Raw genomic sequence first — 22,902 nt, 5'->3', positions numbered from 1 at the left:
CCGATGCACAGCTCTCAGCCCCTCCCCCGCAGCGCGTCCGGCCGGTCGCTCGGCCTGACCCTCGCACTGGTCTCGGCCTGCGCCTTCGGCGGCTCCGGCACAGCGGCCAAACCCCTGATCGAGGCCGGGCTCTCGCCGCTGCACGTGGTCTGGCTGCGGGTGACCGGAGCGGCCCTCGTGCTGCTCCCGCTGGCCTACCGGCACCGCGCCGCGGTGCTGCGCCGGCCCGGACTGCTGCTCGGCTTCGGCCTGCTCGCCGTGGCCGGCGTGCAGGCCTGCTACTTCGCCGCGATATCCCGGATCCCGGTCGGGGTCGCGCTGCTGATCGAGTACCTCGGGCCGCCGCTGCTGCTCGCCTACGTCAAGTTCGTCCAGCGCCGGCCGGTCGGCCGGGGCGCGGCGATCGGCGCCGGCGTCGCGGTCACCGGGCTGGCCTGCGTGGTCGAGGTCTGGAACGGGCTGAGCTTCGACGCGCTCGGCGTCCTCTTCGCGCTCGGCGCCGCCTGCTGCCAGGTCGGCTACTTCGTGCTGGCCGACGCGGGCAGCCGGGGCGAGCGCCCGGTCGACCCGATCGCGGTCAGCGCGTACGGGCTGCTGATCGGCGCACTGGTGCTGACCGTCGTCACCCGGCCCTGGCAGGCCGACTGGGGCATCCTCGGCGGGGACGTCCGGATGAACGGGCAGGTGCTGCCCGCGCTGCTCCCGGCCGCCTGGATGGTCCTGGTGGCGACCGTCCTGGCGTACCTGACCGGCGTGGTCGCCGTCCGGCACCTCTCGCCGCCGGTCGCCGGTGTGGTGGCCAACCTGGAGGCCGTGGTCGCCACCGTGCTGGCCTGGGTGCTGCTCGGCGAGCACCTGGGTGCCCCGCAGCTGGCCGGCGGCCTGCTGGTGCTGGCCGGGGCCTTCGCGGCGCAGACCGGCAAGGCGTCCGGCGGCAAGGCCTCCGGCGGGGCGGGCGAACCGGCCGGGGAGGCGGGCGCCGCGGCCGCGGCCGTGGTGGCCGCGGGGGTGGTGGCCGCCGGGGCCGTGACCGGGGAACCGGAGGGGGACACCGGCACCGGGGCCACGGGCGCCCCGGGCGCGGCGCCGGCGGCCGGGCCGGTACCGGCGGACCTCACGGGCGGCCCGGCCGGCCCGGCCGGCCTCACGGCCGCCACCGGGCCCGCGCCGGAGTACGGCCGAAAGGCCGTCACGCCGTAGCTCAGTGGCCGGACCAGCCGAACCAGTCGATGTGCCCGAGCGGCCACACCACGGCCGAGACCGGGCCGACCACGTTCTCGACCGGCACCGCGCCGCCGCCCTTCTCCTGCTGGTGGTAGCGGGAGTCCGCGGAGTCGCTGCGGTGGTCGCCCTCCACCCAGACGTAGCCCTCCGGGACGGTGACCGGCCCGAAGTTCATCCCCGCGCAGGAGTCGTCCCCGCGGAAGAGGTACGGCTCGGAGACCGGGGCGCCGTCGACCTTCAGGGTGGTGCCGGAGCACTGCACGGTCTGGCCGCCGGTCGCGATCACCCGCTTGACCAGGTAGTTGTCGTCCTTCGGCGGCACCAGGCCGACGAAGGACAGGACGTCGCCGACCGCGTCGGTGACGGGGTTGCCGCCACTGGTGGCCTGGGCGGGCAGCCAGTCCCCCGGGTCCTTGAAGACCACCGGCTCACCCGGCTTCGGCTCCCAGCCGAAGAGCGGGGAGAGCTTGTTGACCCCGACCCGGTCGCCGATCCGCAGGGTGTTCTCCATCGACCCCGAGGGGATGGTGAACACCTGGAAGAGGCAGGTCTTGATCAGCAGCGCGACGAGCAGGCCGACCACCACCATCGCGGGGATCTCGGCCCACCAGGGCCAGCGGCGGCGGCGCCCGGTCCGCCCGGCGGCGCGGCGGGCCCGGCGCGGGCGGCCGTCCGGGGCGGCTCTGCGGCGGCGGTCGGCCCGGCGCGGGCCGGTCAGCTCGGTCGTCATCGGGTACACCCCCGGGCCGCGGCCGTCCGCGCCGGGCGGGACGCCGGACCGCAGGGGCGCGCGGCCCGGTGCGACACCGGTCCGGCCCCATCACGCCGCCGGGGCTCCCGCCACCGCTGTGCCATCGCCGAAGCCATCGCGAACCGCCTCTCCGGACCGCGGCCGGTCCCCCCGCACCCTGACTGCGCGGGGTACCGCGATCCACCGGATCAGCCGATCCAGGGAAACAGCACGCTAACGCCAACCCTCAGGTGCCACGAAATCAAACATTTAGCCGCAGCCGACACGAACGGCCGCCGGGCGGGCCCGGGCGGCCCGGCCGGCGGGCGCGGGCTGGGCCGCCCGGGCGCGCGTCGCAGCTCAGGCCCGGGCGATGGCCTCGTGGTGGCGGATCACCTCGGCGATGATGAAGTTCAGGAACTTCTCGGCGAAGACCGGGTCCAGGTGGGCCCCGGCCGCCAGCTCGCGCAGCCGCTTGATCTGGTCCCGCTCCCTGGCCGGATCGGCCGGCGGGAGCTTGTGCTCGGCCTTGAGGCGGCCGACCCGCTGGGTGGCCTTGAAACGCTCGGCCAGCATGTGGACCACGGCGGCGTCGATGTTGTCGATGCTCTCCCGCAGGCTGGTCAGCTCGGCCCGGACGGCATCGTCGATCCCCTCGGGCGTTCCGGCGTCGGGGGTCGTGGCGTGGTCCGTCATCGGGGCGGCTCCGGGGCTGTGCGGGCGGGCGGGGTGGCACCCGGCCGGACCGGTGGTCGGGCTCGGGCCCGGGCAAATCTAACAGGGCGGCCCGCACGGGCTTCCATCATGTGCGCTGGTTGTCCGCGATGCGGACGGACGGGTGGGACGCGGGCCGCCCGGGGCGACGGGCGGCGGCGGCCGGGCGCGGGACCACCACCGGGTCGCCCCGGCAGGCGCGGCGCCGGCCCCCGCCGCACCCGCCGGCCCCCACCCGCCGCACCCGCGCGACCACCGGTCCCGCCCCGGGCCCCGGACCGTGCCGCCGGGCCCGTCACCTGCCCCGGCACCTGCTCCGGCAGCCGCCCTTCGCCCGCTCCGGCCCCCGCTCCCGGGCCGGAGCACCGGCAGGCCCGCCGCCGGACCGGCCGAAAACCACCGGCCCTGGCGGATATGACGCTGTGTAAGCGCTCAGAGTGCCGCCCGCAACCGCCGCCGGGCGTGCCCTTAGGCTGTACGCGGCATGACCGGACGTAACCGATCAGCAGTCGCTCAGCACTGGAGGTACCGATCGTGGCAACCACTCGCACCGCCCGCACCGCTTGGGAAGGCAACCTGCTCGACGGCAAGGGCGAGGTGACCCTCGCCTCGTCCGGCATCGGCACGTACCCCGTGTCCTGGCCGGCCCGTTCCGAGGAGCCGAACGGCAAGACCAGCCCGGAGGAGCTCATCGCGGCCGCGCACTCCGCGTGCTTCTCGATGGCGCTCTCGCACGGCCTGGCCGGCGCGGGCAACCCGCCCGCCAAGCTGGACACCCAGGCCGACGTGACCTTCCAGCCGGGTACCGGCATCACCGGCATCCACCTCACCGTCACCGGTGACGTACCGGGCCTGGACGAGGCCGGCTTCATCAAGGCCGCGGAGGACGCCAAGGCGAACTGCCCGGTCAGCCAGGCCCTGACGGGGACCACCATCACCCTGACCGCCAAGCTGGCCTGACGGCCCGCGCGCTCCCCGGCCGTCGCGCCGACGGGCCCCGACCGGGGCACCCGGCTCGACCGGGGAGCGCGCGACCTGCGCACACGCCCCTGACGCGCCTCCTGCGACGCGTGTCGGGGGCGTTCGCGTGTGCTGACGTACCGGCACAACTGCTCCAAAACCAGGGCGACTCACCCGAGCGGCGGTCACCGCCCGATCCGTGCGCGCTTTATGATCGGCCGCAGCACCCCCGTTCCCCGCCGGGTGCTCCGCAGCGAGCACCCGGCACCAGGCTCCGGCGGCCACGACAGGTGTGCGGGTTTTCCGGCCCCCGCGGTACTGACAGTCGGCCGGACCAGCGTCAGCAGCGGACGGGAGCATGCCGTGCCGGGCCAGACCGAGGGGGCCGACGCTCACCCCAAGAGCGCGCGGCACGAGGGACTTCGACACATCGACGAACGGCGCCGGTGGCCGCATCACGGCGACGCACCGGGCGGGAACGGCACCGCCATGAACGGCATCACGACGGACGGCGCAACGGCGCCCGACACCACCGGCAGCCCCCTGATGACCGCCTGTCCCACCTGCTCGGCGCCACCGGCCGACGGGACCGACCAACTGCTCGACGCCCTGCGGGCCAGCGAGTCCCGGTTCCGGGCCGCGTTCGCCGACGCCGGCATCGGGATGGCGCTGATCGACTCCACCGACCGGGTCATCGAGGCCAACCCGGCCCTGGCCGCGATGATCGGGCGCGAGGTCTCGGAACTGGTGCGCACTCACATCCACGACATCATCGAGGCCGAGGACACCCCGCGCCGGCTGTACCGCGAGCTGGTCCGCGGCGAGCGCGACCGGCTCCGGATGGAGAAGCGGCTCAAGCACCGCGAGGGGCGGACGGTGCTGAGCAAGGTCACCCTCTCACTGATCCGGGACGGCGCCGGCCGGCCGATGTACACCCTCGCCATGGTCGAGGACATCACCGAGCAGCGCCGGCTCTGGGACCGGCTCAAGTACCAGGCCCTGCACGACCCGCTGACCCGGCTGCCCAACCGCGCCCTGTTCTTCGAACGGCTGGACGCCGCCTGCCTCCGGGCGGACGAGCACGCCGGGCCCGTCGCGCAGACGCTCCGGCGGCCCGCGAACGGCACCGGTGCCGGTACCGGCGACAGCACGGCAACCGGCAGGGGCATCAACCCCGGCATCAGCGCCGGCACCGGTGCGAACGGCAGGGCCAACGGCAACGGCGGCCGCCCGGCCGCCGCCGCCCGGGCCACCACCCCGGCCACCGCCGGTGAGCGGCAGCCGAACGGGCGCCGGGTCGGCCTCTGCTACCTGGACCTGGACGGCTTCGCCGCCATCAACGAGACCCTCGGCCACCACATCGGCGACCAGCTGCTGGTGGCGGTCGCCGCCCGGCTGGAGATCGGCTTCGCCCGCGGCGAGGGCCGGCTGGTGGCCCGCCTCGGTGGCGACGAGTTCGCCGTGCTGGTCGCCGACAGCGAGGGCAACGAACAGCTCACCGCCCTCGCCGGCCGGCTGGTCGCCTCCCTGCAGAAGCCCTTCGAGGTGGCCGGCCACCAGCTGGTGGTGACCGCCAGCGTGGGCGTGGTCGAACGCCCGGTCGAGGGCACCACGCCGACCGACCTGGTCAAGGACGCCGACTCGACGCTGTACTGGTCCAAGGCCGACGGCCGGGCCCGCTGGACGCTCTACGACCCGGACCGCGGCGCCCACCAGCTCACCCGCCAGCTGCTCACCACCGCCCTGCGCCCGGCCCTGGAGCGGGGCGAGTTCTCGGTCGAGTACCAGCCGCTGGTGGGGCTCGCCGACGGCGTGGTGCACGGCGCCGAGGCGCTGGTCCGCTGGCGCCACCCCCGCTACGGGACGCTCTCGCCGGACCGCTTCATCCCGCTCGCCGAGGAGTCCGGGGCGATCGTCCCGCTCGGCAAGTGGGTGCTGGAGGAATCCTGCCGTCAGGCCCGGCGCTGGCTGATGGAGTTCCCGGACACCGAGACCTTCGTCAGCGTCAACCTGGCGGCCCGCCAGATCTGGGACTCCGACGTCGTCGCCGACGTCGCCCAGGCACTGGAGAGCAGCGGGCTGCCGGCCCGGCTGCTCCAGCTGGAGATCACCGAGAGCGCCCTGCTCGGCCCGGGCGGACGCCCGCTGCAGGCCCTGCAGGCGCTGGCCGACATGGGCGTGCGGATCGCCATCGACGACTTCGGGACGGGCTACTCCAACCTGGCGTACCTGTCCCGGCTGCCGGTGCACGTCCTCAAGCTGGACGGCACCTTCATCGAGGGCTTCCGCGACCCGGTGCCCGGGCGTCCCGGCCAGGGGTCGCGGCGCACCGAGGCGGACGAGCAGATCGTCCGCGCGATGGTGCAGCTCGCCCACGCGCTCGGGCTGACCGTGACCGCCGAGGGCATCGAGAGCGCCGCCCAGGCCGAGCGGCTCCGGCTGACCGGCTGCGACACCGCGCAGGGCTGGTACTTCGCCCGTCCGGGCGAGGCCGCGCTGGTCGCCGACATACTGCGCGGGACCCGCGCCGGCGAGGCGCGGCCCTAGGGTCCTGTGCGGCGCGGCCGGGCAGCCTGCCCGGCCGCGCCGGGGTGCCCGCCGGGCTAGGCCACCTGCGCCGTCAGCCCGTACGCCTGCGCGATCAGCCCGTACGAGCGGCGGCGCGCCTCGTGGCCGTGGATGTGCGAGGTCACCATCAGCTCGTCCGCGCCGGTGCGCTTGCGCAGCGCCTCCAGGCCGTCCGCCACCTCCCCCGGCGAGCCGAGCACGACGTTGGACAGCCAGTCGTCCAGGAAGTCCGCCTCGGCCGCGCTGTACGGGTAGGACTCGGCCTCCTCCGGCGTCGGGATCGGGCCCGGCTTGCCGAGGCGCAGCCGGAGCATCCCCAGGCCGGCCGAGCGGGCGAGCCGGCGGGCCTGGGCCTCCCCGTCGGCCGCGACCGCGCTGACGCCGATCAGCGCGTACGGCTCGGCGAGCACCTCGGACGGGCGGAAGCTGGAGCGGTACAGGTCCAGGGCGGGCACGGTGTTGTTGCCGCTGAAGTGGTGCGCGAACGCGAACGGCAGGCCCAGCTGACCGGCCAGCCGGGCGCTGAAGCCGGAGGAGCCGAGCAGCCAGAGCGGCGGGCGGCCGTCGCCCTTGGGGACGGCGGTCAGCCGGGCGTACGGATGGCCGGCCGGGAAGTCCCCGTCCAGGAAGTGCGTCAGCTCGGCGAGCTGCTGGGGGAAGTCGTCGGCGCCCTCGGCCAGGCCCCGGCGCAGCGCCCTGGCGGTGGCCTGGTCGGTGCCGGGGGCGCGTCCCAGCCCGAGGTCGATCCGGCCCGGGTGGAGCGCCTCCAGCAGGCCGAACTGCTCGGCTATCGCGAGCGGCGCGTGGTTGGGCAGCATCACCCCGCCGGAGCCGAGCCGCAGGGTGCTGGTGTGCGCGCCCAGGTGGGCGAGCAGGACGGCCGGGGTGGAGCTGGCCACCCCCGGCATGCCGTGGTGCTCGGCGACCCAGAAGCGGTGGTAGCCCCAGGCCTCGGCGCTGCGGGCCAGCTCGGTGGTGGCGACCAGGGCCTCGGCCGGGGTGTGGCCGGCGCCCACCGGGGCGAGGTCGAGGATCGACAGCGGCGCGGGCGCGGTGCCCCGGACCACCCCGTGAACGGCTCCGGCGCCGGCGCCGATGCCGGGACGGGCCGGCTGCCCCGCTTCGCGTGCCTGCTGGTCCTCGGTGCTCATGCCGTCCGGCCTCCTGATCGTGTACGAGCGGGCCTCCCCGCCGTCGGGGGACAACCGCCCGGGGCGGCGCCCTGTTCCCGCCGCCGGGGGGCGCCGGCCGGGGCCGGCGTCCGGACGGCCCGGACCGGGCAGGGCGCCCGGCGGCCGGACGGCCCGGCACCCCCGTCGACCGGTCGTTCGGCAGGTCGGGCGCTGACTGACAGACAGCACGCGATCACGGGTGGCGAGTTCGCGCCAGCGCGGGAAGTCGCCAGCCCCAGGGCTCGCCCTCGGCCGTCACGTCCGGCAGGCTACCGATGAGGGCGGATCGCGCATCGGATCCGCACCCGAAAGCAAGGTCAACGGGCTGGACCAGCTCCGTTCGATCCCCGCGAGCCCCTGGAGCGGCACCCCGCCCCAGGGGCTCGCGCCTGTCTGTGAGCCCTGCCACAGAGGGGGTGCTTCATGGCATGAAAGGTCGAGGCGCTAGCGTTGCCCCTTGCAACCACCTGCTCCCCCGGGCCGGTCTGGAGGGAGTAGTGCCTTGGACATCATCACCACACTGGTCGGATCGTCGTGGATCTGCGCCGTGGCACTGTTCGCGGTACTCGGTGACGCCTTCCTCCCCCTCATCCCCAGCGGGACGCTGGTCATCCTGGCCGTGCTGAACACCGCCCGGATCGACGGGGCTCCCCTGATGCTGGCCGCCGGGGTGGCGATGGCGTCCTTCCTGGGCGACATCCTGCTGCTCAGCCTGGCCCGGCGCGGCGCGCCGTCGGTACGGCGGCGGCTGGAGCACCGGCCGCAGCTGGCCGCCAGCGTCGCCCGGGTGCAGGAGGCGCTGGACGGACGGACCACCGGCGCGGCCGCCGCCATCGTGGTGGTCGCCCGCTTCGTGCCCGCCGGGCGGACGGTGCTGGACCTCGCGATGGGCCACTCGCCCTCGCACCCGCGCAAGTTCCTCCGCTGGTCGGCGCTGGCCGCGCTGATCTGGGCCGCCTACATCGTGACCCTGGGCTGGCTGAACAGCCACTGGTTCGACACCGCCTGGCTGAGCCTGGCCGTCTCCTGCGCCGCCGCGACCACCATCAGCGCGGCCGTCGCCCGCGTGGTGCGCCGCAACCGCCGGCTCGCGACCGTCTGACCGGCGCCGCCCGGCCCGCGACCGGCCCCGCCCGCGACCGGCCGACCCGCCCCGCCCCGCCCGCGTCCGGCCTGCCCGCCCCGCCCGCGACCGGCCTGCCCGCGCCGCCCCCGCCCGGGGGCCGCGGCCCCGCCGTCCGCGCCGCCACCGCGCCCGCCTGACGGTCCGGCGGCTCCGTCACAGGACGGCAACAGAACGTCTCCCCCCGCAGCCTCCCGACCGCCGCCCGCGTGATGGGTAACGGCGGACCGAAGCCTTGGTCGGCCCCATCTCCGCATGACATGCTGATGGCGGAATACTCATTAATGTCCTATATGACCGGTGCAGCCAGCTGTCCTGCCGACGCCCCCGCAGACCCGTCCGAGGGGGCCGCCCGCAGGACGTTTTCCTGGGCTTCGCCGTGCCATGCCGGGCATCTGGCAGCAGGGGAGACCATGACCGGCATCTCGCGCAGGACCATGCTGAGCGCGACCGTCGCCACGGCGGCGCTCGGGGCGGTCACGGCCTGCTCCGGCGGATCCGGGCCGGGGTCGGACGCCGGGCCGGGCACGGGTTCCGGGGGCGCCACGACGGCCGGCGGCGGCAAGCCGGGCACCCCGGGCGGCGGCCCGGTGAAGGGCACGCCGATCGGGGACGGCTCCACCGCCGACACCGGCGCCCAGCCGAACCAGCCGAAGGCCGAGAAGCTCAAGCCGGGCGAGCGCCCGCCGCAGTTCGTGGTGTTCTCCTGGGACGGCGCGGGCGGCACCGACGACGGCCAGTTCCCCCGCTTCCTCAAGCTCGCCGAGGAGCACAAGGCGGCGATGACCTTCTTCCTGTCCGGCATCTACACCCTGCCCAAGGGCAAGTCGGACCTCTACCACCCGCCGAAGCACTCGGTCGGCGCCTCGGACATCCCGTACCTGTCCGAGGGCGCGGTGAAGAGCACCATCAAGCTGATCAGCCAGGCCTGGCTGGCCGGGCACGAGATCGGCACCCACTTCAACGGGCACTTCTGCTCGACCCGGCCGGACGGCAACGGCGTCAACAAGTGGACCCCGGAGGACTGGAAGAGCGAGATCGACCAGGCCGTCTCCTTCGTCACCCAGTGGCGGACCAACACCGGCTTCACCGATGTCGACCCGCTGCCCTTCGACTACCGCAAGGAGCTGGTCGGCGGCCGCACCCCCTGCCTGGAGGGGCAGAAGGGCCTGCTGCCGACCGCCGCCGCGCTGGGCTGGAAGTACGACGCCAGCTCGTCCGGCGGCCTCCAGGTCTGGCCGCAGAAGGTGCAGGACGGCAAGATCTGGGACTTCCCGCTGCAGGGCCTGCCGTTCCCAGGGCACAGCTTCCAGGTGCTGTCGATGGACTACAACATCCTCGCCAACCAGTCCGCCGGGAGCACCAAGGGCGACCCGGCCAAGTACCCGGAGTGGCGGGCCCAGGCCCGGGACTGCTACCTCGCCGGGTTCGACCGGGCGTACAACGGCAACCGGGCGCCGCTGTTCATCGGGAACCACTTCGAGCAGTGGAACGGCGGCATCTACATGGACGCCGTGGAGGAGACCCTGAAGGCCGTCGCGGGCAAGCCCGAGGTGCGGCTGGTGTCCTTCCGGCAGCTGGTCGACTGGCTGGAGGCGCAGGACCAGTCCACCCTGCGCAAGCTGCGGTCGCTGAACGTGGGCCAGGCACCGGCCGGCGGCTGGGAGAGCTTCCTCGGCGCGGCCGGCTGAGGCAGGGCTGCGGCAGGCTGCGCCGGCCCGGGCGCCGGGGCGCCGGACCGCCGCCGGTCCGCTACCGGGTGGCCAGGCCCACGGCGTAGTCGAGCCAGAACTGGCCCGCCCCGGGCTCGCCGCGCCCGCAGTCACCGTCCGACTCCCCCGGGATCTTCACCCAGAGGTAGGCGTCCACGCCCGGCCGGCCGGTCCGCTCGGTGGGTGTCTCGCCGACCGCCCGCCCCGGCGGGTTGCACCAGGCGCCGCTGCCCAGCGGGCCGTTGCCGTTGCGGCTGGTGTCGATGACGAAGTGCTTCCCGCCGAGCGCGGCGGACAGCCCGGCGCCGTACGCGGCGCTCTGCTCGGTGCTGTAGAAATTGGCGACGTTGACGGCGAAGCCGTCCGCCTGCCCGATCCCGGACCGGTTCAGCGCGTCCACCAGCGCGGTGCGGTCCTGCGCCCAGCCCGCGTTGCCCGCGTCCAGGTACACCCGCACCCGCGGGTGCCGCTTCAGCTCCGCCACCGCGTAGGCCAGCAGCGCGTACCGCTCCGCGGCGTCGACGCCCTTCGGGCCGCACCCGTCCAGGGCGTGCGGGACGGCGTCCGGCTCCAGCACCACCCAGGCCCGGCGGTCGGCCAGGCCGGCCGAGAGCGCGTCCACCCAGGCACGGTAGGAGGCCGCGTCGGGGGCGCCGCCGGCCGCGAAGCTGCCGCAGTCGCGCTGCGGGATGTCGTAGGCGACGAACAGGGCGGTGCGGCCCGCGGCGGTGGCCGCGCGGCTCAGCTCCTCCACGGCCGTCCGGTCGTCCCCGCCGACCAGCCAGTGCGCGGACGGCGCGTCGGCCAGCCGGGCGACCGCCTCGGCCTCCGCCGTGCGGCCCTGCGCCCGGAGCTCGGGGAGCCGGCGGGCCGCGGCCGTCCGGTCGGAGACGTAGAAGCCCTGGCCGTCCGGCCCGTTCGGGCTTCCGGCGCCGGGCGTGCCGGTGGCCGCCGGGGGCGGCGCGGCGGGCGCTCCGGACGGCGGCGCCGCCTCGCAGGCCGCCAGGGCGGCGGCCAGCGCGAGCGCGGCCACGACGGGCGCGCGCGGCGGGCCGCGCCATCCGGCGTGCAGCAAAAGAGCCCCTCCCCGTCCCCGTGTCGGATCAAGTCTGCCACGGGGACGGGACGGGGCCGCGGGGGTGACGGGCACGCCGGCCGCCACCCCCGGCGGCGGCGCTCAGCCGGCCTTGACGTCCGGCACCCGCCAGTCGATCGGGTCGACGCCGAAGCCCTCCAGCGCCTCGTTGATCTGCGAGAACGGACGGCTGCCGAAGAACAGCTTCGCGGACAGCGGCGAGGGGTGCGCCCCCTGCACCACCACGTGCCGCGAGGTGTCGATCAGCGGCAGCTTCTTCTTCGCGTAGTTGCCCCAGAGCACGAAGACGACCGGCTCCTCGCGGTCGCTGACCGCCTTGATCACGGCGTCGGTGAACTTCTCCCAGCCCTTGGCCTTGTGCGAGTTGGGCTCGTGCGCGCGGACCGTGAGCACCGCGTTGAGCAGCAGCACGCCCTGCTCCGCCCAGCTCATCAGGTACCCGTTGTCGGGGGCCGGGACGCCGAGGTCGGCGTCCAGCTCCTTGAAGATGTTGCGTAGCGACGGCGGGGTCTTCACACCCGGCAGGACGGAGAAGCTCATGCCGTGCGCCTGGTTGTCGTCGTGGTACGGGTCCTGCCCGAGGACGAGCACCCGGACCTTGTCGTACGGCGTCGCGTCCAGCGCCGAGAACTCCTGGCCGGCCGGCGGGAAGACCTGGTGCTCGGCCCGCTGGGCCGCCACGAAGGCCGCCAGTTCGGCGAAGTACGGCTTGCCGGCCTCGTCGGCCAGCACCCCGCGCCAGGACTCCGGCAGTTCCAACCCCGCACCCACGCCGGCCTCGACAGTGTCCGTCACGACTTCAACCTCCCACCAGGCGGCGGCACACGGCCGCGCCACCCCGACCTAGGCGTACCGCGCGCTGCCCGGTACGTCCTTCTTCCACCCCGAACGCTACACAGCCGCACCGACAACTCCCGCCTCGGCGGGCCCGGGCCCCCCTCAGCGCGGCCCGGGCACCGCGCGGGCCGGCTCCGCGCGCTCAGCCGCCGCGGCCGCCCGCCGCACCCGCAGGTGCTCGACCACGTTCAGCGCGACCAGCAGGGCGGCCAGCGCCAGCAGCGCGGCGAGCGCGGGCAGCCGCATCACCAGCGGCACCAGGACGAACACCAGGCCGGCGGCGGCGATCCGGGTGCCGGACACCTTCCGGAACATCATCCAGCGGGTGTAGCCGAAGCTCAGCAGGTACAGGCCGCAGCCCCCGTAGAGCAGTCCGGCGGCGCCGCCGCCGAGCGCCTGCCCCGGGTGGGCGACCGTCTCGCCGAACCCGACCGCGACCGCGATCACCCCGGCGAGCAGGCTCAGGTGCCCGTACTGGAAGACCCGCCGGATGACGTCCCGGCGGGACTCGGCGACCGTGACGGCGTGCCGCATCGCGTCCGCCGCGTAGACGAAGTACTGCCACCACAGGCCGCAGGAGATGGTGAACGCCGCGGCCACCGCGAGCAGTTCGGCCGCGTCCAGGGCCGCCCCGGCGGCCGCCGCACCGGTGCCGACGATCGACTCGCCGAGCGCGACCAGCAGGAACAGGCCGAACCGCTCCGGCATGTGGGCCGGGTGGTACGCCACCCGGGCCGGCCGGCGGCGCAGCAGCACCGGCGCGGACAGGTCGCAGAGCGCCGCCAGCGACCAGAGCAGCAGTCGCGGTCCGCCGTCCAGCAGCCCGCCCGCGAGCAGCAGCGGGCCGCTCACCAGCGCGCCGATCCCGTACGGGCCGCGCAGCACGCCGGGCATCCGGGCCAGCATCCCGAGCAGCACCAGCCGCGCCGCCCAGTACGCCCCGCCGAGGAGCAGCCCCCGGCGGCCGTACGCGCCCGGCAGCGCCAGCGCCATGAACAGCCCGGCCAGGCCGACGGCGAAGATGCCGATCCGGTCGCGGACGTTGTCCACGTCCCGGATGTTGGCCTGCACGGTGGTGCCGACCCAGCACCAGTACACCGGGACGAAGACCACCAGCGCCCGGGCGACGCCCGCCCAGTCGTGGTGGTGGTGCAGCAGCGCGGAGACCTGGGTGATCGCGAAGACGAACACCAGGTCGAAGTAGAGCTCCGCCCAGGTGACCCGCTTCTCCGCACCGCCGGCGGGCTCCCCGCCGGCCTGCTGCTCCTCGCCGGCCGGCCCGGCCGGCTCCGGCGTTTCGGCCGCCTGGGCCGGTCGCGGTCCTGCCTCCGGAAGACTCATGATCCCTTCCCCCCTCAAGGAACGGCGGGCCCCGCCCCGCGGCCGGCAGCCGTGGAGCGGGGCCCGTTCGGGCGTCGGCCGCCAGGGCCCGTCCGGCCCTAGATCATCTCGATCAGGTCGGCGATGGACTTGACCACCCGGGTCGGCCGGTACGGGAAGCGCTCCACGTCGGCCGCGGCGGTGAGGCCGGTCAGCACCAGGATGGTCTCCATGCCGGCCTCCATGCCGGCGACGATGTCGGTGTCCATCCGGTCGCCGATCATCACGGCGGTCTCCGAGTGGGCGCCGGCGCTGTTCAGCGCCTCGCGCATCATCAGCGGGTTGGGCTTGCCGACGAAGTACGGGTCGACGCCGGTCGCCTTGGTGATCAGCGCCGCGACCGAGCCGGTGGCCGGCAGCACGCCCTCGGTGGAGGGGCCGGTCTCGTCCGGGTTGGTGCAGATGAACCGGGCACCGGCGTTGATCAGGCGGATCGCCTTGGTGAGGGCCTCGAAGCTGTAGGTGCGGGTCTCGCCCAGCACCACGTAGTCCGGGTTGTTGTCGGTCAGCACGTAACCGGCCTGGTAGAGCGCGGTGGTGAGGCCGGCCTCGCCGATGACGTACGCGGTGCCGCCCGGGCGCTGACCCTTGAGGAACTTCGCGGTGGCGAGCGCGGACGTCCAGATCCGCTCCTCCGGCACGTTCAGGCCCATGCCGGCCAGACGGGCGCTGAGGTCACGCGGCGTGTAGATGGAGTTGTTGGTGAGGACCAGGAACGGCTTGCCGGACTCCTGCAGCCGGCGGAGGAACTCCTCCGCGCCGGGGATCGGCGTGCCCTCGTGGATGAGGACACCGTCCATGTCGGTCAGCCAGGACTCGATGGGCTTGCGGTCTGCCACGTGCGTGTCTCCCGAAGTCTTGCGATGGTCGTACGAAACGAGCTGCGCAACGTCTCCGGTGCGCGCCCCGCCCACCCGGACTCCCGCAGGGAACACCGGGCGACCGGGGGTACTGCTGGCTGCCCCAACGGGGCACAGCCTAATCCGCACACCTGCCCGACGGCAGCACTGCCCGCCCACCGGACGTGGGCCCCCGCCCGCGCGGCCCCCTCAACGGCTCCTTAAGCCGCCCCTAACCGCACTGATCACCCCTCAGCGCGGCCGTCCGGCGGGGCTAGCGTGGGGCACCGAACCCTCGGACCCAGCTCCTCGGAAGGAGTCCCCCGCCCATGCTCAAGCGCCGCCTGACCACCGTTCTCCTCACCCTCGCCTGCTGCGCGCTGGCCGGCACCGCCGCAGCCCCGGAGGCCGTCGCCCACGGCTCCATGCAGAACCCGCTCAGCCGGGTCGAGGGCTGCTACCTGGAGGGCGCCGAGAACCCGAAGTCGGCCGCCTGCAAGGCCGCCGTCGCGGCCGGCGGCACGGCGGCGCTCTACGACTGGATGAGCCTGCGGATCGGCGACGCGGCGGGGCAGCACCGGGGCCTGATCCCCGACGGCAAGCTCTGCAGCGCCGGCAACGAGATGTACAAGGGCATGGACCTGGCACGCGCCGACTGGCCCGCCACCAACCTCACCCCGGGCAGCGACTTCACCTTCAGGTTCCGGGCCACCGCCCCGCACAGGGGCACCTTCCAGCTGTTCCTCACCAACAGCAGCTACGACCCCGCCAAGCCACTGGCCTGGTCGAACCTCGACGCGCAGCCCTTCGCGACGGTCACCGACCCGCAGCTCGCCGACGGCTCCTACGTACTGCCCGCCAAGATCCCCGCCGGGCGGACCGGCCGCCAGCTGGTCTACGCGATCTGGCAGCGCTCGGACAGCCCCGAGGCCTTCTACTCCTGCTCCGACGTGGTCTTCGACGGCAGCGGCAGCAGCCCCGGCAGCACGCCCGTCCCGCCGGCCGGCGCCGGGGCCGGCCACTCCCACCCGGCCACCCCGAGCACCCCGGCCACCCCTGCCCCGACCGCCCCGGGCACCGGCGGCACCACCGCCGGCACCCCGACCGCACCCGCACCCGCCGCCCCGGGCGGCGCCACCGCGGTACCGGCCGCCGTGACCGGCAGCACCGGCACGGCCCCCGCGACGGCCCCCGCCGCCGCACCGCCCGCCGGCGCCGCGACCACCCCCGGCACCGCGCCCGTCGCCGCGGACGGCACCACCGTCGCCGACGCCGAGAAGCTCGCCCAGACCGGCTCCGACCGCTCGCTCGGCATCCTCGCCTCGATCGGATCCGCCTTCCTGCTCGCCGGCGCCACCGTCTTCGTGCTGCGCCGCGGCCGCCGCACCCCCGGCGCCCACGCGCGCTGAAAACGCCGTCGCGGCCGTGGTGGCGGAGCGACGGGCGGCGGGCGCGGTGATTGAGTGGGAGCCATGAGCACCGCGCCCCGCCCCCCGTTCCGCGTCGGCCTGGTCGGTTACGGCCTGGCCGGCTCCGCCTTCCACGCGCCGCTGATCGCCACCACCCCCGGGCTACGGCTGGAGGCCGTGGTCACCGCCAACCCGGAACGCCGCGAGAAGCTCCGCGCGGAACACCCCGACGCCCGGGCCCTCGACACCCCCGAGGACCTCTTCGCCGACCCGGACGCCTTCGACCTCGTCGTGATCGCCTCCCCCAACCGCACCCACGTCCCGCTGGCCCGGGCCGCCCTCACGGCCGGGCTGGCCACCGTGGTCGACAAGCCGCTGGCCGCCACCGCGGCCGCCGCCCTGGACCTCTGCGAATTCGCCGAGAGCCGCGGCGTGCTGCTCTCGGTCTTCCAGAACCGCCGCTGGGACGGCGACTTCCTGACCGCCCGGCACCTGGTGGAGACCGGCGCCCTGGGACGCGTGCACCGCTTCGAGTCCCGCTTCGAGCGGTTCCGGCCCAAGCCCAAGGCCGGCTGGCGCGAACTGGCCGACCCGGCCGAGGCCGGCGGCACCCTCTACGACCTCGGCAGTCACCTGGTCGACCAGGCGATCAGCCTGTTCGGGCCGGTCGAGAGCGTGTACGCCGAGATCGACACCCGCCGGGACGGCGCCGTGGTCGACGACGACTCCTTCCTCGCCCTCACCCACGACGGCGGCGTCCGCTCCCACCTGTGGACCAGCGCCATCACCGCGCTGGCCGGCCCGCGCCTGCGGGTGCTCGGCGACAGCGCCGGGTACGTCAAGTTCGGCATGGACCCGCAGGAGGACGAGCTGAAGGCCGGTCACCGGCCCGACGGCACCCGCCCGTGGGGCGCCGACGACGAGGCCCACTACGGCGCCTTCGGCAGCAACGAGAAGGCCGCGCCGCTCCCCACCCTCCCCGGCGACTACCCCGCCTACTACGCGGGCATCGCCGCCGCCCTGGCCGGCACGGCGCCGCCGCCGGTCGACCCCCGGGACGCGGTCACCACGCTGACCGTGCTGGAGGCGGCCCGCGCCGCCGCCGCCACCGGCACCGTGGTGAGACTGCCCCGCTAGGCCGTGTCCGGCCCTGGCACGCCCTCGGGCCCCCGGCCGGGTCAGACCGCGATCACCTCGACCGCCGCACCCAGCCCCCGGAAGTCGGCGATGTTGCGGGTGTACAGCGGCAGGCCGTTCGCCGAGGCCACGGCGGCGATCATCAGGTCGATCCGGCGCGGGCGCGGCTGGCGCCCCGCCGCGATGGTCAGCGCCACCAGGGTGCCGTACCGGGCGGCCGCGGCGGCGTCGAAGGGCAACGGGTCGAAGTCGGCCGTCGCGGCCCCCAGCACCTCCAGCCGGGCGGCCCGGCTGAGCGGGTCGCGGGCCATCGCGACGCCCTGCTGCAACTCCGCGAAGGTGATCGCGGTCAGCTCCGGGACGGCCGGCAGGTCCGCCGGGTCGAGCAGCGCCAGATCGATGTAGACACAGGTGTCCAGCACCCCGGCGGAACGGCGCCGGGCCACTCGGCGGCGTTCAGCCACGGCGACGCTCGAACGGGTCGTCGTCCTCGCCGAGCAGGTCCTCGGAGCCGAAGACCTCCTCGGCCTCCTTGCGCATCTGCTGGTAGTCGACCCTGGGCAGCCGGCCGTGCCGGGCCACCAGCTCCTCCGCGCTGAGCCGCCGACGGCCGGAGACCGGGCGCAGTTCGGCGACCTCGACGCCGTTGCGGGTGATGTGGAACGTCTCGCCCGCCTCCACCGCGTCCATCACCGCGGCGGAGTTGTTGCGGAACTCGCGCTGGGTAATCGTCTTCATCCCTCCACGGTAGCCCCGCGTAGCACCGATGGCTACAGTCCCGCAACGGCTCGTACGAACCGGCCGCGCACCCGTACCATCGTCTTCGACGACAGCACGCGCGGCCCCGCGCCCGCACCCCCGCCCACCGGCCGGGCCCGCACCAGGAGGAGGACGACGATGACCCTGCTCGCCGCCCTGCTCGGACTCCTGCGGGTCCTCACCGGCGAACTGCTCACCAGCTCGTCCGGCCTGACCGCCGTCGCGGCCGCCGCCGCCCTGGTGCTGCTCTCCGGCGTCGTCGCCGGCACCCTCGCCACCGGCCGGCTGCTCGGGGCACGGGCCCCGGCCGCCGTCCGCGACGGGACCCTGCGGCGCCACGCGCTGCGCACCGCCTTCCTCCCGCAACGGGATCCGGACGCCCGCGGCCGCCGACGGCCCAGGGCACCGGGCGCGGCCCCGGCGGCCGCGTAACCACCCCACCGCACCCCGCGCGGCCGTCCTCCGCCGACCTCTCGCATCCCGAGACCCCGGAGGGCTCTCTTCACCATGTCCGTCCTGTCGATCCTCGACCCGGCGGTGGGCCTGGCCCACACCGCCGTGTCCGCGCTCGCGCACGTCCTGCCGACCGCCGCCGCGATCATCCTGTTCACCGTCTGCGTGCGGCTCGCCCTGCACCCGCTGGCCCGGGCCGCCGCCCGCGGCGAGAAGGCCCGCAGCAGGCTCGCCCCGCAGGTGGCGGAGCTCAACCGCAAGCACAAGGGCAAGCCCGAGAAGCTCAAGGAGGCGCTGGCCGAGCTGTACCGGAAGGAGAAGGCGTCACCGTTCGCCGGGTGCCTGCCGATGCTGGTGCAGATTCCGTTCTTCTCGGTGATGTACCGGCTCTTCACCACGCCCAACGACCTGCTGGACCACACCGTCCTCGGCGTCCCGCTCGGCATGCACGTGAGCGGTGCGCACGGCCCGGCGCAGCTGGCGGTCTTCGGCGCCCTGTACGCGGCGCTGGCGGCCGTCGGCTACGCCAACTTCCGCCGGGCCCGGCGCACCGGGCTGCCCGGCTCCGGCACCGCCGCGGGCGCCGCACCGGCCCCGGGGGCCGCGCTGCTCCCGTACCTGTCCTTCGGCACGGTGCTGTTCGCGGCGCTCGTCCCGCTGGCGGCCGGGCTCTACCTGGTCACCACCACCGCCTGGAGCTCCGCCGAGCGCGCCTGGCTGCACCGCGGCACGCCGGCGCCCGCGCTGCCGGCCGGACCGGACGCGGGGCCGGACGCCGGGCCCGGGCGGACCGTGAAGCTCGCCGAGCCGGTGCGGGCCGCGCAGCCGGCGCAGGGGACGAAGGCGGTGCAGGGCGCCGAGGCGGTACAGGGCGCCAAGCCCGCCGCGCCCGCCCGGGCGGGCCGGACCGGCTCGGCGGCCGCCGCAAAGGTTCCGGGGGCCAGGAAGGCACCGCGGGCCGCGAAGCCCTCCTCCGGCAACGTCAGGAAGGGCAGCGTCGGCAAGGCGGCCGGGGCCGCCGAGTCCGGCTGACCCGGCGGTGGGGGCGCCCCGTGGGGGGCGGGCCCACCGGGGCCGGCCGGGACGTACCGGCCGGGGCCCAAGGACTCAGGGACTCAGGGACTCAGGGACTCAGGGGCCCAGGGGCCCAGGGGCTCAGCCCCGGTCCCACCCCTCCAGGTAGGTGTCGATCTCGCCGGCCAGCCGCTTCTTGCCGGCGGTGTCCAGGAAGGACGCCTCGACGGCATTCTTCGCCAGCGCGGCGACGCCCGCCTCGTCCAGGCCGAGCAGCTGCGCGGCGACGCCGTACTCGGTGTTCAGGTCGGTGCCGAACATCGGCGGGTCGTCGCTGTTCACGGTGACCAGCAGCCCGGCGTCGACCATCTGGCGGATCGGGTGCTCCTCCATCCGCTCCACCACCCGGGTGGCGAGGTTGGAGGTGGGGCAGACCTCCAGCGGGATCCGGTGCTCGCCCAGCCAGTCGACCAGCGCCGGGTCCTTCACCGACTGGGTCCCGTGGCCGATCCGCTCGGCGCCGAGCAGCCGCAGGGCGTCCCAGACGGTCTCCGGGCCGGTGCTCTCGCCGGCGTGCGGCACGCTGTGCAGGCCGGCCGCCCGGGCCCGGTCGAAGTACGGCTTGAACTGCGGGCGGGGCACGCCGATCTCGGGGCCGCCGAGGCCGAAGCTGACCAGGCCCTCGGGGGCGAGGTCGACGGCGAGCCGGGTGGTCTCCTCGGCGGAGGCCAGGCCGGCCTCGCCGGGGATGTCGAAGCACCAGCGGAGCACCACGCCGAGGTCCTTCTCGGCCGACCTGCGGGCGTCCTCGATCGCCTCCATGAAGGCGACGTCCGGGATGCCCCGGCGGACCGAGGAGTACGGCGTGACGGTCAGCTCGGCGTACCGGATCTGCTGGCGGGCCATGTCCTCGGCGACGCCGTAGGTCAGCGCCCGGACGTCCTCGGCGTCGCGGATCAGGTCGACGACGCTCAGGTAGACCTCGATGAAGTGGGCGAAGTCGGTGAAGGTGAAGTACTCGGCGAGCGCGGCCGGGTCGGTCGGCACCTTCGAGCCGCGGTGGCGGGCGGCCAGTTCGGCGACCACCCGGGGGGAGGCCGATCCGACGTGGTGGACGTGCAGCTCCGCCTTGGGCATGCCCGCGATGAACGCCTCGATGCCGCTCTTCCCGTCCGGCTGGACCACGGTGTGACTCTCTCTCTACGCGCGTCTCATCAGATCCCGCAAGGCTACGCGAGCCCGCGGCGGCACCGGGAACCCACGCGCCCGCACGGCCGTCCGGGTTCAGCCGCCGAGCGCCACCGCGACCGTGTGGATCAGCAGGCCGGCCAGCGCGCCGACCACCGTGCCGTTGATCCGGATGAACTGGAGGTCCCGGCCCACGTTGGCCTCGATCTTGCGGGAGGCGTCCTCGGCGTTCCAGCCGGCGACCGTCTCGGAGATCAGCGAGGTGATCTCGTCCCGGTAGGTGTCCACCACGTACTGCGCGGCGTCCTGCAGCCAGTTGTCCGCCTTGGCCTGCAGCCGGGTGTCGCCCGCCAGCCGGGCGCCGAAGTCGCGGATGCCGCGGGTGATGCGCAGCCGCAGCTCACTGTCCTCGTCCTCGGCGGCGGTCATCACCAGTGAGCGGACGGCGGCCCAGGTGGAGGCGATCAGGTCCTGCACCTCGGCGCGGGCCAGCAGGTCGGCCTTGGCGCGCTCCACCCGGGCGATGGTCTCCGGGTCCTGCTGGAGCTCCGCGGCGAAGTCGGCGAGGAAGTTGTCGACGGCGCCCCGGGCCGGGTGCCGCTGGTCGTCCCGGATGTCGGTGACGAACCGCATCAGCTCCTTGTAGACCCGCTCGCCGACCTGGTGGTCGATGAACCTGGGCGTCCAGCCGGGGGTCTTCTGGGTGACCCGCTGGACGACCTCCTCGTGGTTCTCGGTCAGCCAGTCGTGCACCCGGACGGCGACCAGGTCGACCACCCCGTGGTGGCCGCCGTCGGCGACCACCTTGCCGAGCATCCGGCCCATCGGCTCGGCCACCGAGGTCGCCGAGGCCCGCCGGGTGACGGCCTCGCTGACCACCGCCTGGACGTCCTCGTCCCGCAGCACCGCGAGCAGCCCGCGCAGCGCCGCCGAGGCCTCCTTGGTGACCCGCTCGGCGCTGCCCGGGGCGGCCAGCCACTCGCCGAGGCGCCGGGCGATGCCCAGCGCGGCCAGCCGGCCGCGGACCACCTGCCCGGAGAGGAAGTTGTCCCCCACGAAGTCGCCCAGGGACTTGCCGAAGGCGTCCTTCTTGGTCGGGATGATCGCGGTGTGCGGGATGGGCAGGCCGAACGGGCGGCGGAACAGCGCGGTCACCGCGAACCAGTCGGCGAGCGCGCCCACCATGCCGGCCTCGGCCGCCGCCGCCAGGTAGCCGGCCCAGGCGCCGGCGCCGGACGCCTTCGCCCAGGTCGCCAGGGCGAAGACCAGGCTCGCGAAGGCCAGCAGGCCGGTCGCGATGGCCTTCATCCGCCGCACGCCGCGGCTCTTCTCCTCGTCGGCCGCGGTGAACCTCACACCGGGGCCCGCTCCGTCGGACGCTTCGTCGCTCACCCCGCCAGTCTGCCCCGTACCCGGCGCGGGTGATCCTCCCCGCCCCTCCCCAGCGCGCCGCGCGCCCCGGGAGCCCCGGGAGCCCCGTCGCGCCCGGCCCCGGGTGACCGGCCGTCAGGCGGCCCCGGACCTGCCGGGGCCGCTCGCCGGCCGGGGCCGGGGCCGGGGCGCCGGCTCAGCCGATCGCCACCCGGGCGTACATCTTGGCGATCACGTCCTCGATGGCCGGTTCGCGGACCGACAGGTCGACCAGGGGGTAGCGCTCCGCGACCGCGGCCACCACCGGCGCGGCGCTCTGCTGCGCGGGGAAGGCCAGCCACTGGCGCGGCCCGTCCACCTTGACCACCCGGGCGCCGGCCACCTCGATCGGCGGCCGGGCCTCGGCGAGGTCGACCACCAGGGTGCGTTCGCTCATCCCCACCGCGTGCAGGCCGGCCAGGTCGCCGTCGTGCACCAGCCGGCCGTGGTCGATCACCATGACCCGGTCGCAGAGCTGCTCGATGTCCACCAGGTCGTGGGTGGTGAGCAGCACGGTGGTGCCCTGCTCGCGGTTGACCTGGCGCAGGAACTCCCGGACCCGCCCCTTGCTCACCACGTCCAGGCCGATGGTCGGCTCGTCCAGGTAGAGCACCTGCGGGTCGTGCAGCAGCGCGGCGGCGAGGTCGCCGCGCATCCGCTGGCCGAGCGAGAGCTGGCGTACCGGGGTGTCCAGCAGGCCGCCGAGTTCGAGGAGTTCGACGCAGCGGTCCAGGTTGGCCCGGTAGCGCGCGTCGGGGATGCGGTAGATCCGGCGGGCCAGCTCGTAGGAGTCGCGCAGCGGGAGGTCCCACCAGAGGGTGGTGCGCTGGCCGAAGACCACGCCGATCCGGCGGGCGAGCGCGGTGCGCTCCCGGGCCGGGTCGACGCCGGCCACCCGCAGCTGCCCGGAGGAGGGGACGAGGATGCCGGTGAGCATCTTGATGGTGGTGGACTTCCCGGCGCCGTTGGGGCCGATGTAGCCGACGCAGGCACCGGCCTCGATGTCGAAGGTCAGCCCGTCCACGGCGTGGACCTCGCGTTTCTCGCGCCGCAGCCGGCCGGTACGCGTGCGGACGGTGAAGCTGCGGCGGACGTCCTCAAGTTCGATCAGTGCCATGCCTGGGTCCTTTCGCTGGGGCCGGCGGTGCTGGGGCCGGCAGGGGGTGGAGCGCGCTGC

General features: G+C 75.0%; 21 protein-coding genes. 9 read left to right on the top strand and 12 right to left on the bottom strand.

The window, feature by feature from the left end; all coding sequences use genetic code 11:
• Positions 1-3 precede the first annotated feature (3 nt).
• A complete protein-coding gene (locus IE329_RS15080; RefSeq protein WP_190211377.1) occupies positions 4-1,200 on the top strand; it encodes an EamA family transporter in 1,197 nt (398 codons plus the stop codon).
• Between the two features lies 1 nt (position 1,201).
• On the opposite strand, the gene lepB is transcribed toward IE329_RS15080, so the two are convergent.
• Complete coding sequence (lepB, locus tag IE329_RS15075; RefSeq protein ID WP_190211376.1) at positions 1,202-1,954, bottom strand: signal peptidase I; 753 nt, start codon at positions 1,952-1,954, stop codon at positions 1,202-1,204.
• Positions 1,955-2,314: 360 nt separating this feature from the next.
• A complete protein-coding gene (locus tag IE329_RS15070) occupies positions 2,315-2,650 on the bottom strand; it encodes a chorismate mutase (RefSeq protein ID WP_190211375.1) in 336 nt (111 codons plus the stop codon).
• A gap of 552 nt (positions 2,651-3,202) precedes the next feature.
• Here IE329_RS15070 and IE329_RS15065 point away from each other — a divergent pair.
• The gene (locus IE329_RS15065; protein ID WP_190211374.1) at positions 3,203-3,628 is read left to right on the top strand and encodes an OsmC family protein; all 426 of its coding nucleotides are present in this window, start codon (positions 3,203-3,205) and stop codon (positions 3,626-3,628) included.
• Between the two features lie 489 nt (positions 3,629-4,117).
• Positions 4,118-6,175, top strand: coding sequence for a putative bifunctional diguanylate cyclase/phosphodiesterase (locus IE329_RS40605; protein WP_229927450.1), 2,058 nt, complete (start codon positions 4,118-4,120; stop codon positions 6,173-6,175).
• A gap of 56 nt (positions 6,176-6,231) precedes the next feature.
• On the opposite strand, the gene IE329_RS15050 is transcribed toward IE329_RS40605, so the two are convergent.
• A complete protein-coding gene (locus IE329_RS15050; RefSeq protein ID WP_190211373.1) occupies positions 6,232-7,347 on the bottom strand; it encodes an LLM class flavin-dependent oxidoreductase in 1,116 nt (371 codons plus the stop codon).
• Between the two features lie 523 nt (positions 7,348-7,870).
• Between IE329_RS15050 and IE329_RS15045 the strand changes: the two genes are divergently transcribed.
• Positions 7,871-8,470 carry a DedA family protein gene (locus tag IE329_RS15045; RefSeq protein ID WP_190211372.1) on the top strand — a complete coding sequence of 200 codons (600 nt, stop codon included), beginning with the start codon at positions 7,871-7,873 and terminating at the stop codon, positions 8,468-8,470.
• 434 nt (positions 8,471-8,904) lie between these two features.
• A complete protein-coding gene (locus IE329_RS15040; RefSeq protein WP_190211371.1) occupies positions 8,905-10,182 on the top strand; it encodes a polysaccharide deacetylase family protein in 1,278 nt (425 codons plus the stop codon).
• Positions 10,183-10,243: 61 nt separating this feature from the next.
• On the opposite strand, the gene IE329_RS15035 is transcribed toward IE329_RS15040, so the two are convergent.
• The 4 genes from IE329_RS15035 to IE329_RS15020 form a co-directional block, all read right to left on the bottom strand.
• Complete coding sequence (locus IE329_RS15035) at positions 10,244-11,278, bottom strand: glycoside hydrolase family 6 protein (protein ID WP_190211370.1); 1,035 nt, start codon at positions 11,276-11,278, stop codon at positions 10,244-10,246.
• 102 nt (positions 11,279-11,380) lie between these two features.
• Positions 11,381-12,094, bottom strand: coding sequence for a uracil-DNA glycosylase (locus IE329_RS15030; protein WP_229927449.1), 714 nt, complete (start codon positions 12,092-12,094; stop codon positions 11,381-11,383).
• A 144-nt stretch (positions 12,095-12,238) separates the two neighbouring features.
• Positions 12,239-13,477, bottom strand: coding sequence for a low temperature requirement protein A (locus IE329_RS15025; protein WP_190211369.1), 1,239 nt, complete (start codon positions 13,475-13,477; stop codon positions 12,239-12,241).
• A 98-nt stretch (positions 13,478-13,575) separates the two neighbouring features.
• The gene (locus IE329_RS15020; RefSeq protein WP_073923088.1) at positions 13,576-14,355 is read right to left on the bottom strand and encodes an HAD-IIA family hydrolase; all 780 of its coding nucleotides are present in this window, start codon (positions 14,353-14,355) and stop codon (positions 13,576-13,578) included.
• A gap of 329 nt (positions 14,356-14,684) precedes the next feature.
• On the opposite strand from IE329_RS15020, the gene IE329_RS15015 reads away from it, so the two are divergent.
• Together IE329_RS15015 and IE329_RS15010 are read left to right on the top strand one after the other, a co-directional pair.
• Complete coding sequence (locus IE329_RS15015; protein WP_190211368.1) at positions 14,685-15,764, top strand: lytic polysaccharide monooxygenase auxiliary activity family 9 protein; 1,080 nt, start codon at positions 14,685-14,687, stop codon at positions 15,762-15,764.
• A gap of 63 nt (positions 15,765-15,827) precedes the next feature.
• Positions 15,828-16,901, top strand: coding sequence for a Gfo/Idh/MocA family oxidoreductase (locus IE329_RS15010; protein ID WP_190211367.1), 1,074 nt, complete (start codon positions 15,828-15,830; stop codon positions 16,899-16,901).
• 41 nt (positions 16,902-16,942) lie between these two features.
• On the opposite strand, the gene IE329_RS15005 is transcribed toward IE329_RS15010, so the two are convergent.
• On the bottom strand, positions 16,943-17,365 hold the full coding sequence (locus IE329_RS15005) for a type II toxin-antitoxin system VapC family toxin (RefSeq protein ID WP_373311190.1): 423 nt from the start codon (positions 17,363-17,365) through the stop codon (positions 16,943-16,945).
• On the bottom strand, positions 17,358-17,639 hold the full coding sequence (locus IE329_RS15000; RefSeq protein ID WP_190211366.1) for a type II toxin-antitoxin system Phd/YefM family antitoxin: 282 nt from the start codon (positions 17,637-17,639) through the stop codon (positions 17,358-17,360). Before IE329_RS15000 ends, IE329_RS15005 begins: the two co-directional genes overlap by 8 nt.
• A gap of 159 nt (positions 17,640-17,798) precedes the next feature.
• On the opposite strand from IE329_RS15000, the gene IE329_RS14995 reads away from it, so the two are divergent.
• Together IE329_RS14995 and IE329_RS14990 are read left to right on the top strand one after the other, a co-directional pair.
• The gene (locus IE329_RS14995; protein ID WP_073923084.1) at positions 17,799-18,092 is read left to right on the top strand and encodes a DUF6412 domain-containing protein; all 294 of its coding nucleotides are present in this window, start codon (positions 17,799-17,801) and stop codon (positions 18,090-18,092) included.
• Between the two features lie 75 nt (positions 18,093-18,167).
• Complete coding sequence (locus IE329_RS14990) at positions 18,168-19,145, top strand: YidC/Oxa1 family membrane protein insertase (RefSeq protein ID WP_190211365.1); 978 nt, start codon at positions 18,168-18,170, stop codon at positions 19,143-19,145.
• Positions 19,146-19,268: 123 nt separating this feature from the next.
• Here IE329_RS14990 and IE329_RS14985 read toward each other — a convergent pair whose 3' ends face one another.
• The 3 genes from IE329_RS14985 to IE329_RS14975 all read right to left on the bottom strand — a co-directional run bounded on the left by IE329_RS14985 (position 19,269) and on the right by IE329_RS14975 (position 22,842).
• On the bottom strand, positions 19,269-20,312 hold the full coding sequence (locus IE329_RS14985) for an adenosine deaminase (RefSeq protein WP_268257283.1): 1,044 nt from the start codon (positions 20,310-20,312) through the stop codon (positions 19,269-19,271).
• 99 nt (positions 20,313-20,411) lie between these two features.
• Positions 20,412-21,707 (bottom strand): DUF445 domain-containing protein, encoded by a 1,296-nt coding sequence (locus IE329_RS14980; RefSeq protein ID WP_229927448.1) that lies wholly within the window; start codon positions 21,705-21,707, stop codon positions 20,412-20,414.
• Positions 21,708-21,882: 175 nt separating this feature from the next.
• Positions 21,883-22,842, bottom strand: coding sequence for an ABC transporter ATP-binding protein (locus IE329_RS14975; RefSeq protein ID WP_190211364.1), 960 nt, complete (start codon positions 22,840-22,842; stop codon positions 21,883-21,885).
• Between the last annotated feature and the right edge of the window lie 60 nt (positions 22,843-22,902).

It is taken from the genome of Kitasatospora indigofera, from assembly GCF_014655955.1.
Classification (GTDB): domain Bacteria; phylum Actinomycetota; class Actinomycetes; order Streptomycetales; family Streptomycetaceae; genus Kitasatospora; species Kitasatospora indigofera.
Note: the sequence above shows the minus strand (reverse complement) of the source record. Positions and strands in the feature narration are given on the sequence as shown.